The sequence below is a fragment of the Enhydrobacter aerosaccus genome, assembly GCF_900167455.1.
Taxonomy (GTDB): Bacteria; Pseudomonadota; Alphaproteobacteria; order Reyranellales; family Reyranellaceae; genus Reyranella; species Reyranella aerosaccus.
Map to the genome: position 1 here is coordinate 65,849 of NZ_FUWJ01000005.1, position 15,430 is coordinate 81,278.

15 protein-coding genes are annotated in these 15,430 nt (G+C 64.8%); 8 read left to right on the forward strand and 7 right to left on the reverse strand.

The window, feature by feature from the left end; genetic code table 11:
* Positions 1-2: 2 nt before the first annotated feature.
* The 3 genes from B5D62_RS19020 to B5D62_RS19030 form a co-directional block, all read right to left on the reverse strand.
* The gene (locus tag B5D62_RS19020; protein WP_085935517.1) at positions 3-1,082 is read right to left on the reverse strand and encodes a rhodanese-like domain-containing protein; all 1,080 of its coding nucleotides are present in this window, start codon (positions 1,080-1,082) and stop codon (positions 3-5) included.
* Positions 1,083-1,203: 121 nt separating this feature from the next.
* A complete protein-coding gene (locus tag B5D62_RS19025) occupies positions 1,204-2,151 on the reverse strand; it encodes an aldo/keto reductase (protein ID WP_085935518.1) in 948 nt (315 codons plus the stop codon).
* Positions 2,152-2,179: 28 nt separating this feature from the next.
* The gene (locus B5D62_RS19030) at positions 2,180-4,141 is read right to left on the reverse strand and encodes a mechanosensitive ion channel family protein (RefSeq protein WP_170921020.1); all 1,962 of its coding nucleotides are present in this window, start codon (positions 4,139-4,141) and stop codon (positions 2,180-2,182) included.
* Between the two features lie 181 nt (positions 4,142-4,322).
* Here B5D62_RS19030 and B5D62_RS19035 point away from each other — a divergent pair, with 181 nt between their 5' ends.
* The 6 genes from B5D62_RS19035 to B5D62_RS19060 all read left to right on the forward strand — a co-directional run bounded on the left by B5D62_RS19035 (position 4,323) and on the right by B5D62_RS19060 (position 11,297).
* Positions 4,323-5,957 carry a 3-(methylthio)propionyl-CoA ligase gene (locus tag B5D62_RS19035; RefSeq protein ID WP_085935520.1) on the forward strand — a complete coding sequence of 545 codons (1,635 nt, stop codon included), beginning with the start codon at positions 4,323-4,325 and terminating at the stop codon, positions 5,955-5,957.
* Positions 5,958-6,166: 209 nt separating this feature from the next.
* Entirely contained in the window at positions 6,167-7,153 is a 987-nt protein-coding gene (locus tag B5D62_RS19040) for an isopenicillin N synthase family dioxygenase (protein ID WP_139373968.1), read from the forward strand.
* Positions 7,150-7,998 carry a serine hydrolase domain-containing protein gene (locus tag B5D62_RS19045; protein ID WP_170921016.1) on the forward strand — a complete coding sequence of 283 codons (849 nt, stop codon included), beginning with the start codon at positions 7,150-7,152 and terminating at the stop codon, positions 7,996-7,998. Before B5D62_RS19040 ends, B5D62_RS19045 begins: the two co-directional genes overlap by 4 nt.
* Positions 7,999-9,147 carry a mandelate racemase/muconate lactonizing enzyme family protein gene (locus tag B5D62_RS19050; RefSeq protein ID WP_085935522.1) on the forward strand — a complete coding sequence of 383 codons (1,149 nt, stop codon included), beginning with the start codon at positions 7,999-8,001 and terminating at the stop codon, positions 9,145-9,147.
* A 13-nt stretch (positions 9,148-9,160) separates the two neighbouring features.
* Positions 9,161-10,792, forward strand: a complete 1,632-nt coding sequence (locus tag B5D62_RS19055) for a 3-(methylthio)propionyl-CoA ligase (protein WP_085935523.1) — start codon at positions 9,161-9,163, stop codon at positions 10,790-10,792.
* A gap of 94 nt (positions 10,793-10,886) precedes the next feature.
* Positions 10,887-11,297, forward strand: coding sequence for a hypothetical protein (locus B5D62_RS19060; RefSeq protein ID WP_085935524.1), 411 nt, complete (start codon positions 10,887-10,889; stop codon positions 11,295-11,297).
* A gap of 12 nt (positions 11,298-11,309) precedes the next feature.
* On the opposite strand, the gene B5D62_RS19065 is transcribed toward B5D62_RS19060, so the two are convergent.
* From B5D62_RS19065 to B5D62_RS19075, 3 genes are read right to left on the reverse strand one after another with little or no spacing between them, the layout of a single operon-like run.
* Complete coding sequence (locus tag B5D62_RS19065; RefSeq protein WP_085935525.1) at positions 11,310-11,867, reverse strand: pyridoxamine 5'-phosphate oxidase family protein; 558 nt, start codon at positions 11,865-11,867, stop codon at positions 11,310-11,312.
* The gene (locus B5D62_RS19070; protein ID WP_085935526.1) at positions 11,815-12,738 is read right to left on the reverse strand and encodes a DMT family transporter; all 924 of its coding nucleotides are present in this window, start codon (positions 12,736-12,738) and stop codon (positions 11,815-11,817) included. The genes B5D62_RS19065 and B5D62_RS19070 overlap by 53 nt, the downstream gene beginning before the upstream one ends.
* A 28-nt stretch (positions 12,739-12,766) precedes the next feature.
* On the reverse strand, positions 12,767-13,171 hold the full coding sequence (locus B5D62_RS19075; protein ID WP_085935527.1) for a RidA family protein: 405 nt from the start codon (positions 13,169-13,171) through the stop codon (positions 12,767-12,769).
* 79 nt (positions 13,172-13,250) lie between these two features.
* Here B5D62_RS19075 and B5D62_RS19080 point away from each other — a divergent pair, with 79 nt between their 5' ends.
* Both B5D62_RS19080 and B5D62_RS19085 read left to right on the forward strand, forming a co-directional pair.
* Positions 13,251-13,958: a helix-turn-helix transcriptional regulator gene (locus B5D62_RS19080; protein WP_085935528.1), complete on the forward strand. Its 708-nt coding sequence runs from the start codon at positions 13,251-13,253 to the stop codon at positions 13,956-13,958.
* A gap of 9 nt (positions 13,959-13,967) precedes the next feature.
* On the forward strand, positions 13,968-14,858 hold the full coding sequence (locus tag B5D62_RS19085) for a TauD/TfdA dioxygenase family protein (protein ID WP_085935529.1): 891 nt from the start codon (positions 13,968-13,970) through the stop codon (positions 14,856-14,858).
* Here B5D62_RS19085 and B5D62_RS19090 read toward each other — a convergent pair.
* Positions 14,855-15,424: a dihydrofolate reductase family protein gene (locus tag B5D62_RS19090; protein WP_085935530.1), complete on the reverse strand. Its 570-nt coding sequence runs from the start codon at positions 15,422-15,424 to the stop codon at positions 14,855-14,857. The two genes, B5D62_RS19085 and B5D62_RS19090, sit on opposite strands and share 4 nt — an antisense overlap.
* Positions 15,425-15,430: the final 6 nt, after the last annotated feature.

Here is a 15,430-nt window from a genome sequence, read left to right on the forward strand (position 1 = left end):
TCTCAGAGCGCGCCGCCCTCGACGCTGCGGCCCTCGCCGCGCCAGCGCAGCATTCCGCCGGGCAGATTGGCGACGTCGCTGAATCCGGCCTTCTGCAGAATCGCGGTGGCATGGGCGGACCGACTGCCGGCGCGGCACACTGCAACGATCGGCTTGTCCCGAGGCAGCTCCGCAGCGCGTTGTGCAAGCTCGCCCAACGGCACCAGCATGGCGCCGCGAATATGCCCCAGCGGACCGGTGAATTCGTCGGGCTCTCGGACATCGAGCACACAGACCTTGCCGAGATTCTCCTCCAGCCAATGCGGCTCGACCTCCCAGAGGCCGCTGAAGGTAAAGCGCAACGGCGCCCAGCCCGGCTCGGCGCCGAGCGACGCCTCCGCCCCGGCGACCGGCTGCCCGCAGCGCAGGTTTGCCGGCACGGCTTCGTCGATCTTCTTGGGATGGGGCAGGTTGAGATTCTTCATGTAGCCGACGCAGTCGCCTTCCCCAATTTCACCGCCAAGGCGCGGATTGTATTTCTTCTCCTCGCCGACACTGGTGACCGTCAGGCCGCGATAGTCGTGGCCGGGATAGAGCAGACACGAATCCGGCAACGAAAAGATGCGGGCACGAACGGAGCGGTAGAGCGTCCGTGCATCGCCCTCCTGAAAGTCGGTACGTCCCGAGCCGCGAATCAACACGCAATCGCCCGTGAAGGCCATGCTCTCGTCATCGAGCACATAGGTGAGGCAGCCGTTGGTGTGCCCCGGTGTCGCCCGTACTTCGAGCAAACGCTTGCCGAAACTCACGCGCTCTCCATCCTGGAGGAGCCGGTCTGCACCCTTGGCGCCGCCGGCTGCCGCAAGCGCAATGCGGCTTCCCAGGCGCTGCTTCAGCAGCCACGCCCCCGTGACATGGTCGGCATGGACATGAGTCTCGAGGGTCCACAGGAGCTTCAGCCCCAGCTCCGCGATGAGCGCGGCATCGCGCCGGACCTGCTCGAAGACAGGATCGATCAGCACCGCCTCGCCGGAGATGCTGTCGCCGAGAAGATAGGTATAGGTCGAGGAGGTCGGATCGAAGAGTTGGCGGAAGACGAGCATGGATTTCTATCGCTCTCCTGCAGGCCAAAGAGATTAACTCCCGGAAGCGCGGGATCCTTCGGCGATCCGAAGAATCCCGCTACCCCCCCCCCCGGAAGATGCTCCATTCGAGCCGCGCCGCTTAAGGTGCGCTCGCCTTGTCGATGGCGGCAACCGAGTCCGGATCCAGCTTGATCGCCGGTGCCGCGATAAGATCCTTGAGCTGCTCGACACTGGTTGCGCTGACGATCGGCGCCGTGATCGACTTGCGCTGAATCAGCCAGGCAAGCGCGACCTGCGTGCTGTTGGCGTTGTGCTTCTTGGCCGCGTCGTCGAGCGCCTTGAGTACGGCCAGTCCCTTGTCGTTGAGATATTTCTTCACCCCGGCACCGCGGGCGCTCTTGGCCAGGTCGGCCTCCGACCGATACTTGCCGCTCAGGAACCCGCTCGCCAGCGAGTAGTACGGGATCACGCCGATCCTCTCCTTCAGACACTCGTTCTCGAGATCGCCCTCGAACAGCGCGCGTTCCATGAGATTGTAGTGCGGCTGGAGGCTCTGATACTGCGGCAGCCCCTTCTCCCGGGCGATCTTGGCCGCCTCTGCCAGCCGCGGCGCTTCGAAGTTGGAGGCGCCGATGAAGCGGATCTTGCCGGCCTTGATCAGCTCGGCATAAGTCGAGAGCGTCTCCTCCTGCGGCGTGTCCTTGTCGTCCTTGTGCGACTGGAAGAGATCGATGCGGTCGGTGTTGAGACGCTTCAGCGAAGCATCGACCGATTCGAGAATGTGCTGGCGCGACAGCGCCTTGGACGGCAGGCCCATGCCGCACTTGGTGGCGAGCACGATCCTGTCGCGTTTGGTCCTGTCCTTCTTGATCCAGGTGCCGATGATCGTCTCGGACTCCCCGCCCTTGTTGCCCGGCGCCCATCGCGAATAGACGTCGGCGGTGTCGACGAAGGAGAAGCCGGCATCGACGAAGGCGTCGAGCAGCCGGTGCGAGGTCGCCTCGTCCGCCGTCCAGCCGAAGACGTTGCCGCCAAAGGCGATCGGGGCAAATTCGATATCCGACTTGCCGAGCTTGCGCTTTTCCATACTGCTCCTCCGAAGGTTACTGCGTTGGTTATTGAGCGGCCTGCGCCCGGGCGGCGGCATCGAACCCGCCGAAGCCCATCATCGCATAGGGTGGCTTGGCGAAGGCGATGCCGAGCTTTGGCAGGCTTTCGAACAGGCGTCGAATTGCCGTGCGCTGGATCAGGCTGGGATTGTTGGGCCGCGCCGTGAACTTGAAGCGCACGATCAGCGACGCGTCCTTGATATCGACGATGCCCTGCATCTTCAACGGCTGCAACAGCTCCTTGGCGAAGGCCGGCTCGTTCATCATGTCGAGCCCGATCTTCTTCACCGTCTTGCGCAGAAGCTCGACATCGGTCTCGAGCGCGAAGGCAAGGTTGAACTTCACCGTCGTCCAGTCGCGGCTGAAGTTGGTGATGTGGGTGAGCTGGCCGAACGGCACGATGTGCAACTGGCCATTCTGATGCCGCAGGCGGATCGACCGAATCGAGAAGCCCTCGACGGTCCCCTTGACCTTGGTCGCGTCGATATATTCGCCGACACGGAAGGAATCCTCGGCCAGGAAGAAGACGCCGGAAACGATATCCCGCACCAGCGACTGGCTGCCGAACGAGACCGCAAGACCCAGCACCGAGGCGCCGGCAATCAGCGGCGTGATGTTGATGCCGAGCTCGGACATCACCAGCAGCGTTGCCAGCACGAGGATGGTGATGCCTGCCGTCATGCGCAGAACCGGCATGATGGTCCGGAGCCGAGAGGCCGACGCCGGCTGGTCCTCCTCGGCCTGGGCATCGAAGCCTGCCGCCGGCAACGGATTGTCGGCGATGTAGCGGTCCATGCGGTACTTCACGATCCGCCACAGGACAAAAGCGGCGAGCGTCGACAACGCGGCCAGCTTCATCGCGTTCTGGTGCGGCGCCCACTCCTCCGGCGTCATGATGCCCAGCGCGTCGATCAGGATGGCCGGTATTGCCACCACAAGCGCCAGCAACCGAACCGCAAGGCGCAGGCAGCTCGCCAGCACCTCACCGACCGTCGGAACTTCCGTCGTGAGATGGCGCGTACGGCGATGAACCAGCGTTTCCAGCAACAACAGCAGGATCAGCATGGACTCGACCACGGCGAGGCCCCGCATCGCGTCGGCCCGCTCGGTGATCGCGGCATAGATCGCCGACAGTGCGGTCACCGTGTAGAAGGCGATACCACCGATCCACCACTCCTCCGCCATGGCCAGCTTGAGCGCCCGGAAAAGGTCGGTCTTGGAGACCATACCTGAAAGCCATGCGGCCATGTCGCGCCGCCAGCGCCAGATGACGTAGACCTGGCAGGCGCCGAAGAAGGGCACCGTGAAGATGATCGCTGTCGAAATGACGTTGGATCCCGCCTGGGTTACGGCCATGAACATCACGATGTGCCGGGCTACCAGCGGGATCAGGATGACGAAATTCAGGCCGACCAGCAGCCGCTGCGCCGTTGCGTCATCGACCGGTGCGATCCGACCCTCGGGTGCCGTCGGATGGAGCCAAGCCCGGAAGATGAAGTTGAAGCCGCGCCAGTAAAGCAGGGCGATGAGCACCTGATGCGCGACCTTGCCGGGGATGGAGTCCGGATCGCCAACCTGGCCGACGACGAAGCGGCCGACGACCATCAACGCCAGCAACGCAAGGCCATCCAGCAGGGCGGCGTGGAGAAAGGCCCGCAAGGGGGACTCGCCGCCATGACGGGCGAAGATGCCGTGGCGCATCCGCTGCAGGGCCTGCCGGGTCAGGTATTCCGCGGTCAGGCCGCCGATCACGATGGCGGCCAGCAGCAATACCGTCGCCAGATCGAATTGCTGAGGAAGGGCAACCAGATAGCGGACGAGTTTCGGAATGTGCGTGACGGTATGGTCGAGCCGTTCCGACAGGGTGGTCAGAAAGGTCCCGAAGGTCGTGCTGCCGGTGCCGAAAATCTTCGCCGCCTGCGCCCAGGCAGCGGTTGCCGGCACGACCACGCAGGTGGCGGCCGCCATCACTGCAAATTTCCACCGCATCGCTTTCGTCAGCCTCCGCCCGTGCCAGAACGGTAGGCCAGAACGTAAGAACCCGCCAGTAGGCGAAGATGCGGCGCTGTTCCCGCTGGCGCCCTGCATGCCGTCTGCTAGGTTCCGCCCGTCTTAATCACGAAGCTCAACTCCTAGGAGAAAACGTCCGATGTTCGGCCTGATGCAGGACCGCCCTCTTTTGATCCAGCAACTCATCGAGCATGCGGCGCTGAATCACGGCGATACCGAGATCGTCTCGCGCACCCTCGAAGGCGGTATCCACCGCTACACCTATCGGGACGCGCGTCTCCGTTCGAAGAAGGTCGCCGAGGCGCTGCAGTCGCTCGGTATCAAGGCTGGCGATCGAATTGGCACGCTGGCCTGGAATGGTTACCGCCATTTCGAGCTCTATTATGGCATCTCCGGCATGGGTGCGGTCTGCCATACCATCAACCCACGCCTCTTCCCCGAGCAGATCGTCTACATCGTCAACCATGCCGAGGATCAGCTCCTGTTCGTGGACCTGAACCTGCTGCCTGCGGTTGAGAAGCTGTTGCCGCAGTTCAAGACCGTCCGGCACGTCGTGGCCATGACCGACCGCGACCATCTGCCCAAGGGCCTCAATATCCCCAATCTCCTGGTCTACGAGGACCTGCTGGCGGACAAGCCCGGCACCTACGAATGGCCGGAGTTCGACGAGCGGACGGCCTCGTCGCTCTGCTACACCTCCGGCACGACGGGCAACCCCAAAGGGGTGCTCTATTCCCATCGCTCGACCATCCTGCATGCCTATGGCGCAGCATTGCCGGACACGCTGGGCCTGTCGGCCCGCGCCACGGTGCTGCCGGTCGTGCCGATGTTCCACGTCAATGCCTGGGGCCTGCCCTACTCCGCGCCGATGGTCGGCGCCAAGTTGGTGTTCCCCGGCGTCGCGCTCGACGGCGCCAGCCTCTACGAGCTGTTCGAGAAGGAAGAGGTTGTCTTCACCGCCGGCGTGCCGACCGTGTGGCTGGCGCTGTTGCAGTACATGCAGGCGAACAAGCTCAAGCTCTCGACCGTGAAATACGCGGTGATCGGCGGGTCGGCGGCGCCGCCGGCGATGATCGAAACCTTCGATCGCGACTATGGCGTCGAGGTTCTGCATGCCTGGGGCATGAGCGAGATGAGCCCGCTCGGCACGGTCAACCATCCCAAGTCGAAGCACCTCAAGCTCTCGCACAAGGAGCAGCTCGACATCCGTCTCAAGCAGGGTCGCCCGCCCTACGGTGTCGAGATGAAGATCGTCGATGGCGACGGCAAGGAACTGCCGCACGATGGCAAGGCGTTCGGCGATCTGCTGGTCCGTGGCCCATGGATCACCTCCGGCTACTTCAAGGGTGAAGGTGGCGATGTCCTCGAGGAAGGCGGCTGGTTCCCGACCGGCGATGTCGCCACCATCGACGCCGATGGCTACATGCAGATCACCGACCGTTCCAAGGACGTCATCAAGTCCGGCGGCGAATGGATCAGCTCGATCGATCTGGAGAATGCCGCCATGGCCCATCCGGCCGTCGCCGAAGCGGCTGTGATCGGCGTGTTCCATCCCAAATGGGATGAACGGCCCCTGCTGATCATCCACAAGAAGGAGGGCGCCACGCTGGAGAAGGACGAGCTGATCGACTTCCTGAGCGCCAAGGTCGCGAAATGGTGGCTGCCGGATGACGTGCAGTTCGTCGACGCCATCCCCCATACGGCCACCGGCAAGATCCTGAAGACGCGCCTGCGGGACGACTTCAAGAACTACAAGCTGCCGACGGCCGGCTGACCCCGCATCGCGATACAGCGGCGCCATCGCCCCCGTGCGGTGGCGCTGCTCGCAGGGCAGAATGCTGGGCGGCGTATTCACCTCAAAGGTCATGGTCGACGCAGGATGCCGAGGATCATGTAAAATTTGTTCCTCCACCGCGCAGTAGACCCCTCCGGCTTTCGGCCGTATCGTCGTCCTTCAGTTGCCCAAGGCATGGAGTGCCGACCGTGTCCGCTACCGAAACCATTCCTGTCATCGATCTCGGCCCTTATCTGGCCGGGGAGCCTGGCGCTCTCGACCGCACAGCCCAGGAACTGCGTTTCGCGCTGACGCAGATCGGCTTCTACTTCATCACCAATCACGGCATTTCGCCGGAAAAGATCCGTAGCGTTTTCGAGCAGGTGAAGCGCTTCCATGCGCAGCCGATCGAAAAGAAGATGGCGCTGAAGCTGGACAACCACGGCACGGGATACATGCCGATGCGCGGCAACACGCTGCGCACTTCGACCGTGCAGGCCGGCACAAAGCCCAATCTCAACGAGGCCTTCTTCGTCAAGCGCGAGCTGCCGCCCGACCATCCCGATGTCCTCGCCAACCGTCGCTATCGCGGCCCGAACCGGTGGCCTGCCGATCTGCCCGGCTTCCGCGAGATCGTGGTCGATTATTGCAACGAGCTGGAGCGGCTGGTGCAGAAGATGGTGCGCCTCTATGCGCGCGCGCTCGACCTGCCCGCCGTCTACTTCGATGCTGCCTTCCAGGATCCGCAATTCTCCCTGCGCATGACGCACTATCCTCACCAGGAGGGGCCGGCGGTCGATGAATTCGGCCTGGCGCCGCACACGGATACCAGCTTCCTGACCTTGCTGGCGCCGAACGACGTAGCCGGCCTGTCGATCCGCACGCAGAGCGGCAAGTGGATCGATGCTCCCGCCATTCCCGATGCCTATGTCGTCAATGGCGGCCAGATGCTCCAGCGCTGGACCAACGATTTCTTCCTCGCCACGCCGCATCGGGCCGTGAATCGCAGCGGCGGCGAGCGCTACGCCCTCGCCTTTTTCTGCGATGCCACCATCGACTGGCCGATCGCCGCCGTGCCGACCACCGTTGGCCCCGACAGGCCACCGAAGTATCCGACCACCTATTACACCGATTACATGGTGCGCTATCAGAAGCGGACCTACGACCTCCTGGCCGACGCGCAGGCGGCGGATTGATTGTCGCCGAGCCGGCGCGCGTTGTCGTTGAACGCGGCGCCCTTCTCGCCGACTTCGGCGGCGACGAACTGGTTCCGTGGTGGAGTTTCACCAAGACCGTGCTGGCAGCCGCCGCCCTGATCCTGGTGCGCGACGGCCGTCTCACTCTCGACGGCCCGATTTCCGGCAAACCTTACACCGTGCGTCAGCTGCTGCAGCATCGCGCCGGCCTGGGCAACTATGGGGCACTGCCCGACTACCATGACGCGGTCGCAAGGCGCCTGCCGGCATGGCCGGTCGAAGAACTCCTGACGCGCGTCGATGCCGATCGTCTGATCTACGCGCCCGGCGAAGGCTGGTCCTACTCCAACATCGGATATCTCATCGTTCGCAACATCATTGTCGATGCGGTCGGCGAAGAGCTGGGGCGCGCCCTTCAGCGTCTCGTCCTGGCCCCGCTCGGCCTGCGAACGACGCGCTTGGTCCGGATGGGCGATCTCGGCGACTACGATCCGGCCTGGGTCTATCACGGCCTGCTGCTCGGCCCGCTGCGCGAGGCGGCGCTGTTGCTCGATCGCCTGATGCACGGCGTACTGCTGCCGGCAACGGACGTCGCGACGATGGTGCGGGCCCATCCGGTCGGCCCTGTTTCCGACCGTCCCTGGCTTACGCCCGGCTACGGCCTCGGCCTCATGACCGGCGGGGTCACCGGCGGCCGCATCATCGCGGGTCATACGGGCGGCGGCCCGGGCAGCGTGATTGCGGTCTACCATTTGTTGTCATCTCGGCCGGACCGTACCGTAGCCGCCTATGCCGAAGGCGACGATCAAGGCCTGGTCGAAAGAAGCTGTATCCGGGAGGAATAGATGAGTTCAGGCAAGCTCAAGCGAGTCGAAACGTATGTCTTCCGAGTTCCGATCGAAGAGCCTGTCCGCACATCGTTCGGCGCCATGACCGAACGCGCTGCCGTGTTCGTGCGCGTGGAGGACTCCGACGGCGTGCAGGGCTGGGGTGAGATCTGGAGCAACTTTCCTACCGCCTCGGCCGAGCATCGCGCGCTCCTGCTGACCGAGATCGTGGCGCCCCGTGCGCTTGGGCGTCCCGTGGACGATCCGGTCGGCCTGTGGGGCGAAATCGACTGCGGCCTGCATGTGCTGCGCCTGCAGAGCGGCGACGCCGGCGCCTTATCGGCTGCCGCGGCCGGGCTCGATCTCGCGCTGCACGATCTGCGGGCTCGCCAGCAGAGCCTGCCGCTGTGGCGGGCGTTGGGCGGTACCGACGATCGGCCGTTGCCGATCTATGCCTCCGGTCTCAATCCCGGCCAGGCCGGGTTCGATACCGTCGAGCGCATGCGCGCCGCCGGCTACCGCGCCTTCAAGATCAAGGTGGGCTTCGGAGAGGAGGCGGACGTCGCATCGCTGCAGCCGATCGCCGCAACGTTGCAGCCAGGGGAGCGGCTGATGGTCGACGTCAATCAAGGCTGGGATATCGCCACCGCCTGCCGGGTCCTGCCGAAATTTCGCGATTTCGGCCTGACCTGGATCGAGGAGCCGTTGCCGGTCGACCGGCCGGCCGCGGAATGGATCCACGTTGCCGCTGTCGCCCCCGCACCGCTGGCTGGCGGCGAGAACATACGCGGCGCCGGTCCCTTTCAGCAGGCGATCGATTCAGGCCAGCTGGCATTTATCCAACCCGACGTGGCGAAATGGGGTGGCCATTCCGGCTGCCTTCCCGTTGCCAAGGCAGCGCTCGCGGCGGGCCGAACCTATTGCCCTCATTTCCTCGGCAGCGCGGTCGGGCTGATGCACTCGCTCCACCTGCTCGCCGCCGTGCGGGGTCCCGGCCTGCTGGAGGTCGATGCCAATCGCAACCCGCTGCGTGAGGACGTGTTGGCTGATGGTTTCAAGGTAACTGACGGCCGCGTCACTCTTCCCGACGGGCCCGGACTCGGTCTAGAACCTGACTTGGAACCGCTCGGCAAATTCAGAAGTCTGTATATCGAGCGGCACGCGTAAGAGAGGGAGCGCCATGCTGGGTTTGATGCAAGACCGTCCGTTGTTGATTTCGCAGATCATCGATTTCGCCGCCGCGTCCTATCCGGACGTCGAGATCGTGACCCGCACGGTCGAAGGGCCGATCCACCGCTACGGCTACAAGGATGCCCATAAGCGCGCCAAGCAGGTGGCCGAGGCGCTGCAGGGGCTCGGCATCAAGCTGGGCGACCGTGTCGGCACCATCGCCTGGAACACCTATCGCCACTTCGAACTCTACTTCGGCATCTCCGGCATCGGCGCCGTGCTGCACACCATCAATCCGCGCCTGGCGCCCGAGCATGTGGCTTATATCGCCAATCATGCCGAAGATCAGATCATCTTCGTCGACCTCAACCTGCTGCCAGTCGTCGAGGGGGTCTACGAGCAGCTCAAGACGGTGAAGCATATCGTGGTCATGACCGACCGCGCCCATATGCCGGCCTCGAGCAAGATCCCCAACCTGCTCTGCTACGAGGAGCTGATCGCCGGCAAGCCGGGCACGCTCACCTGGCCGGAATTCGACGAGAAGACCGCGTCGTCGCTCTGCTACACCTCGGGCACGACCGGCAACCCGAAGGGCGTGCTGTACTCGCATCGCTCGACGATGATCCACTCGATGATGATGGCGTCGGGCCCGGTGCTGGCCATCGATCCCGACACCACCATCCTGCCGGTGGTGCCGATGTTCCACGCCAATGCCTGGGGTCTCGTCTATGCCGGCCCATTCTCTGGCGCCAAGCTGGTCTTCCCGGGCTTCAAGCTGGACGGCGGCAGCGTCTACGAGCTGCTCGACAAGGAGCAGGTGACGTTGAGCGCCGGCGTGCCCACCGTGTGGCTGGCCCTGCTCGACTACTGCGCGCAGAACAAGGTCAAGATGTCTGCCATGAAGCGCACGCTGATCGGCGGCTCGGCCGTTCCCTACGCCATGATCGAGCGCTTCTGGAAGGAGCACGAGGTCGAGGTGGCGCAGGGCTGGGGCATGACCGAGATGAGCCCGCTCGGCACGCTGACCCGCTTCAATCGCGGCGAACGCGACCTGCCCGACGCCGAGCGCTTCGCCATCACCGCCAAGCAGGGCCGGCCGGTCTTCGGCTGCGAGATGAAGATCATCGATGACGCCGGCAACGACCTGCCCAAGGACGGCAGCGTCTCGGGCAACATGGTGGTTCGTGGCCCCTGGATCGTGAAGGGCTACATGAAGGGCGACGGCAAGAGCCAGTTCCTCAAGGACGACTGGTTCATGACCGGCGACGTCTGCAAGATCGAGCCCGACGGCTCGGTCGTCATCACCGACCGCTCCAAGGACGTCATCAAGTCGGGCGGCGAGTGGATCAGCTCGATCGATCTCGAGAACGCAGCCATGGGCTGCCCCGGCGTGGCGGAAGCGGCGGTGATCGGCGTGCGTCATCCCAAGTGGGACGAACGGCCGTTGCTGGTGATCGTCAGGCGCCCTGAGGCGAACGTCACCAAGGACGATCTCCTCAACTACCTCAACGGCAAGGTCGCCAAGTGGTGGCTGCCCGACGACGTGCAGTTCATCGACGCGATCCCCCACGGCGCCACGGGCAAGATCCTGAAGACCGAACTGCGCAAGCGGTTCGAGGACTACAAGCTGCCCACCGCCTGAGCGGCAACCTTTCCAGGCCCTTCACCCTTTCTGCTGACAGACCGTTGTCAGCAGGTGCGCGATAGGGTGCGCCGGGTCAGGAAAGGAGACGCACATGGCTTCGACACGAGTCGACTATGACAGCATGGACTGGACCTCTGCAGTGCCGTTCTATGGACCGGCAGCGGTCCAGGCCGGCCGCGAGCTGGTCCAGCTCAAGATCCTGAGCGACCGCCGCGCCGAAGGTGGCGGAATCGCCTGGCTGGTCAAATTCGATCCGCCCAGCGGCAAGCTGATCAAGATCGTCGCGACCGCGCTGTCGGACGAGCACGTGTTCAACCTGCAGGGTGGGCGCGCGACCAAGAGCGGCCAGCCGGCGCACGGAAGCGGCGGCTACAGCCTGAACCCGAAGGGTCAACCGCACAGCGCCATGATCGCCACCGAGACCACCGCACTGGTGATCTATACCGGCGAGCCCGACGAGGTTCATTCGATGGAACTGGTCGAAATCGCCCCGGCACATTGATGTTCCGAAACGTCAAGGCGCCCGGACGTCGGGCGTCTTGGTGTTGTCCCGCGCCGGCCATTGCTCGGAGCGCGCTGGCAGCGGTGTCTCCTTTCCTGTCAGCCGCTCGATGGTGATGGCGTAGACGGTGATGTCGTCCAGCCGCGGATAGAACCCCTTGGGCCGCCCGACATCACGGCCGTGATACTTGGCCATGAGCGCATCGCAGAAGTGCTGCTTGACCGACCGATCCTCGATGATGCGGATGAGCCCGAAGGCGATCACGCTGCGATGGGCAATCGAGACATCGCACTCGAAGCGGCCATAGTCGAACACCTCGCCCGCCTCGTCGACCTCGAAGCAGACACGCGGTTCCCGATCGACGTTGAGGCGCAGATGGCCGCGGGCGGCCGTGTTGTGGACCAGGATCTCGCCGTCGAGGCAGACATAGAGAAGCGGTATGCAGTATGGCGATCCGTCCGCGCTGACCGTCGCCAGCCGTCCGGTGCGGCCATGCAGCATGAAATCGCGGGCCTGCTCATCGGCCATCAGCCTGTCGGCGCGTCGCACCTGCGGCGGCGGGTTGCTCAATGGATCTCTCCCCGGAACGGGGCACGACTATATCCGCGACCACGGCCGCAATCACGACGAGACCACCGGCCAGCGTCGCAGCCCCCGGTGCCTCGGCAAAGGCGAGCCAGACCCACAGCGTGCCCAATGGCGTCTGCAGGACGCCGATGAGCGCCCCGCGCGTCGCCGATACCAGCGGCGTGCCGAGCGAGAGCAGCAGGAGTCCGAGGCCGAACTGGCTGGCCCCGAACAGGGCCAGCAGCGCGATGTCGCTGGCGTCGACGCTGAAGGGCCGCGCCAACGGCGACACGATGGCGGCGCACAGGAATGCCGAAAGGCCGACCGCCGGAAGCATGCTGACGTCCGGCCGACGCCGGATGAGCACCAACACCAGGGACATCAGCGTCGCCATTACCAGGGCAAGCAGGTCGCCGAGAAAATGCCCCTCCGCCACCGCCGGGCCCGCCATGATGATCATGCCAGTGAAGGCGGCGACGCTGGCGGCCAGCGTGATCCTGTCCTCGCGCTCCCCGATTACCAGCCAGGCGATACCGGCGGTCAGGAACGGAATGGTGGCATCGATCACCAGCACGTCGGCCACACTCGCCAGGCGCATGGCGTTGATGAAGCAGACCGTGGCGACGGCGGAGCACAGCCCGATCAGGATACCGTCCCGGCCGATGGCGAGGACCGCCCGAAGGGTCTTGGTCCGCTCGCGCCACACCAGCATGCCGACGAGAAACAGGCCGCCAAACACGCCGCGCCAGAACAGCATGGTCCAGACGTCGACATGGATCAGGCGGGTGAAGAAGCCCGCCGTGCTGAAGGCCATGGCCGACCCCCCGAGCAGCAGCGTGCCGATCCAGGCTGTCGTCGAGGGCTTTATCGCCATGGTGAGCTACCGGAATCCACGGCCAAGGTCATCGGGCCAGGGCCACGCAGTCGATCTCGAGGTCGAAGGGGCCGAACCAACCCGCCGTGCAGAGGAACAGGCGCGCCGGTTTGAGATCGCCGAAATACTCGGCGTAGATCTCGTTGATCGTCGCGAAGTAGGCTGGGTTGGAACAGTAGAGCGTGCACTTCACCACGCGGTCGAGCGACGAGCCCGCCGCGTCCAGGCATTGCGTCAGCCGCTCCAGGCATCGCCGGGCCTGCTGGTCGATCGGCAGGATATCGTAGCCGCCGGTCTCGGCGTTGACCGGTGCCAGTCCGGACACGAATACCCAGTCGCCGGCACGCACAACGGGTGAGGCCGGCACGGCGATTCGCTGAACGAACTTGGTGAAAGCGGGCACGTCGGGCTTGATCATTTCGATGCGGGACATGAGGGCTCCTGAAAGGGGATGTCCGGACCCTAAGTCGGCCCTCCTGACACCGTTATGTCAGTAGTGTAGAAACCCCGGAATGCGCCGGTCCGACCGCCTGTTCGACATCATCCAACACCTGCGTGTCGCCACCAGACCGGTGACCGCAGCGATGCTGGCTGCCGATCTCGAAGTCACCGTGCGCACCGTCTACCGCGACATCGCCACCCTGCAGGCGCGCCGCGTGCCGATCGATGGCGAGGCCGGCGTCGGCTATGTCCTGCGCAAGAGCTTCAACCTGCCGCCGCTGATGTTCACCGCCGACGAGGCCGAGTCGATCGCCGTCGGCGCACGCCTGGTCCAGCGGCTGCGCGATCCCAAGCTTCAGGAGGCGGCAGCCAGCGTGCTGGCCAAGGTGACCACCGTGCTGCCCGAGGCGTTACGATCGACCTTGGGTGCGCCGCACATCTTCGTCTCCGAGGGAAGCGCGGTCCCGGCCGAAGGAGTCGACCTAGCCGAGCTCCGCGCGGCCATCCGCGACAGCCGCAAGCTCCACATCGCCTATGCCGACGAGAAGGGCCGGCGCACCAACCGCACGATCTGGCCCATTGCAATGGCCTACTATGTCGACGTGACGCTGGTCGGCGCCTGGTGCGAGTTGCGCGCCGATTACCGCAATTTCCGCGTCGAGCGCATCCTGTCCTCGCGGGTCCTCGACGAGCATTTCGACCAGGACAACGGCCGCCTGTTCGCAGAGTGGTCCGCGCTGCCCAAGGAGCGGCCTGACTCGGCCTGGCAACGGCGCTAGGCTCGCGCCATGACCATCGCCATCAAACCCATCGATCCGGTCGGCCGGGCGTTCTTTGCAGGCGAAGTCTCCGGCATCGACCTGACTCATCCCCTGTCGCCGGCGGAAGTCGCCGCTGTCCATGCCGGCATGGACGAGTTCGGCGTGCTGGTGTTCCACGACCAGACGCTGAACGACGAGCAGCAACTCGTCTTCAGCCGGCAGTTGGGTCCTCTCGAGACCGCGACTGGCGATATCGCCGCGGCGCACGAGCGGCGCGTGAGCATGGATCTCAACGACATCTCGAACCTCGACAAGGACAACAAGGTCGTCGCCCGCGACGATCGCCGCCGCCTGTTCGGCATCGGCAACCAGCTTTGGCACTCCGACAGCTCCTTCAAGGCGGTGCCGGCCAAGTATTCGATCCTCTCGGCGCGCACCATCCCAGCCGAAGGCGGCAATACTGAATTCGCGGACATGCGCGCCGCCTATGACGCCCTCGACGAGCGCACCAAGCGCGAGGTGCACGACCTGATCTGCTGGCATAGCCAGATCTTCTCGCGCGGGCTCCTGGGCTTCACCGACTTCACCGACGAGGAGCGGGTCAAGTGGGCGCCAGTGCCGCAGCGGCTGGTGCGGCGCCATCCCAACACGGGCCGCCTGTCGCTGTATCTCGCCAGCCACGCCGGCGGCATCGAAGGATGGCCGGTACCGGAGGCGCGGGCGTTCCTGCGCGATCTCACCGAGCACGCGACACAGCGCCAGTTCGTCTATAGCCACGTCTGGCGCCCGCACGACGTGATGATGTGGGACAACCGCGTCACCATGCATCGCGCCCGGCGCTACGACCATACGCAGGTGCGTGACCTGCGCCGCACCACGCTCACCAACGAGGTCTCGAGCCTCGACCAGGCCCCCTAACCCGCCGCCGGCATCCAGGACTCGACGCGGCAATTGACCGACGCATCGAGCATGCGCGTCTCGCGCAGCACCAGGCCGTGGCGCGCCATCACCGCCTCGACCGTCGTTGTCGAACCCACACCGGGAAACACCGGCCGGCCTTCCGGCACGCTGGCATCCGTGCGAGTGAGGTAGAAGCAGTCGTAGCCGATCGTCAGGAACAGTCCGAACACCGCGGTCCCGCCGACCACGGCCGCGACGCCATTCTCGATCCCAAGTCCTGACCACGCCTCGGCAAAGGGCGTCGATGCCGGATTCCACAGCATCGCCCGCGGATTGGTCGGATCGGGCATCAACGCCGTCACGCGCCCTGTTACGACGAGGCGGCGGCGCAGCTTCTCCTTCGGGCCACCCTCCGCGGAATAACGGCCATTGATGATCGCCGACGCCCGGTCGACCGACTCCTGGTAAAATTTGTGGTCGGCCGGAATCTTGATCTGCTCCGGGAAACGGCCGTCCGCTGTCGCGATCATCCCTTCGCGGGAGATGACGGCATAGCCCTCGACATAGGGACGCGCGACGGTCATGGCTCT

Coding starts and splice junctions, on each gene's coding strand:
- B5D62_RS19020 (WP_085935517.1), bottom strand. CDS start 1,082: ATGCTCGTCTTCCGCCAACTCTTCGATCCGACCTCCTCGACCTATACC.
- B5D62_RS19025 (WP_085935518.1), bottom strand. CDS start 2,151: ATGGAAAAGCGCAAGCTCGGCAAGTCGGATATCGAATTTGCCCCGATC.
- B5D62_RS19030 (WP_170921020.1), bottom strand. CDS start 4,141: ATGGCGGCCGCCACCTGCGTGGTCGTGCCGGCAACCGCTGCCTGGGCG.
- B5D62_RS19035 (WP_085935520.1), top strand. CDS start 4,323: ATGTTCGGCCTGATGCAGGACCGCCCTCTTTTGATCCAGCAACTCATC.
- B5D62_RS19050 (WP_085935522.1), top strand. CDS start 7,999: ATGAGTTCAGGCAAGCTCAAGCGAGTCGAAACGTATGTCTTCCGAGTT.
- B5D62_RS19055 (WP_085935523.1), top strand. CDS start 9,161: ATGCTGGGTTTGATGCAAGACCGTCCGTTGTTGATTTCGCAGATCATC.
- B5D62_RS19060 (WP_085935524.1), top strand. CDS start 10,887: ATGGCTTCGACACGAGTCGACTATGACAGCATGGACTGGACCTCTGCA.
- B5D62_RS19070 (WP_085935526.1), bottom strand. CDS start 12,738: ATGGCGATAAAGCCCTCGACGACAGCCTGGATCGGCACGCTGCTGCTC.
- B5D62_RS19075 (WP_085935527.1), bottom strand. CDS start 13,171: ATGTCCCGCATCGAAATGATCAAGCCCGACGTGCCCGCTTTCACCAAG.
- B5D62_RS19080 (WP_085935528.1), top strand. CDS start 13,251: ATGCGCCGGTCCGACCGCCTGTTCGACATCATCCAACACCTGCGTGTC.
- B5D62_RS19085 (WP_085935529.1), top strand. CDS start 13,968: ATGACCATCGCCATCAAACCCATCGATCCGGTCGGCCGGGCGTTCTTT.
- B5D62_RS19090 (WP_085935530.1), bottom strand. CDS start 15,424: ATGACCGTCGCGCGTCCCTATGTCGAGGGCTATGCCGTCATCTCCCGC.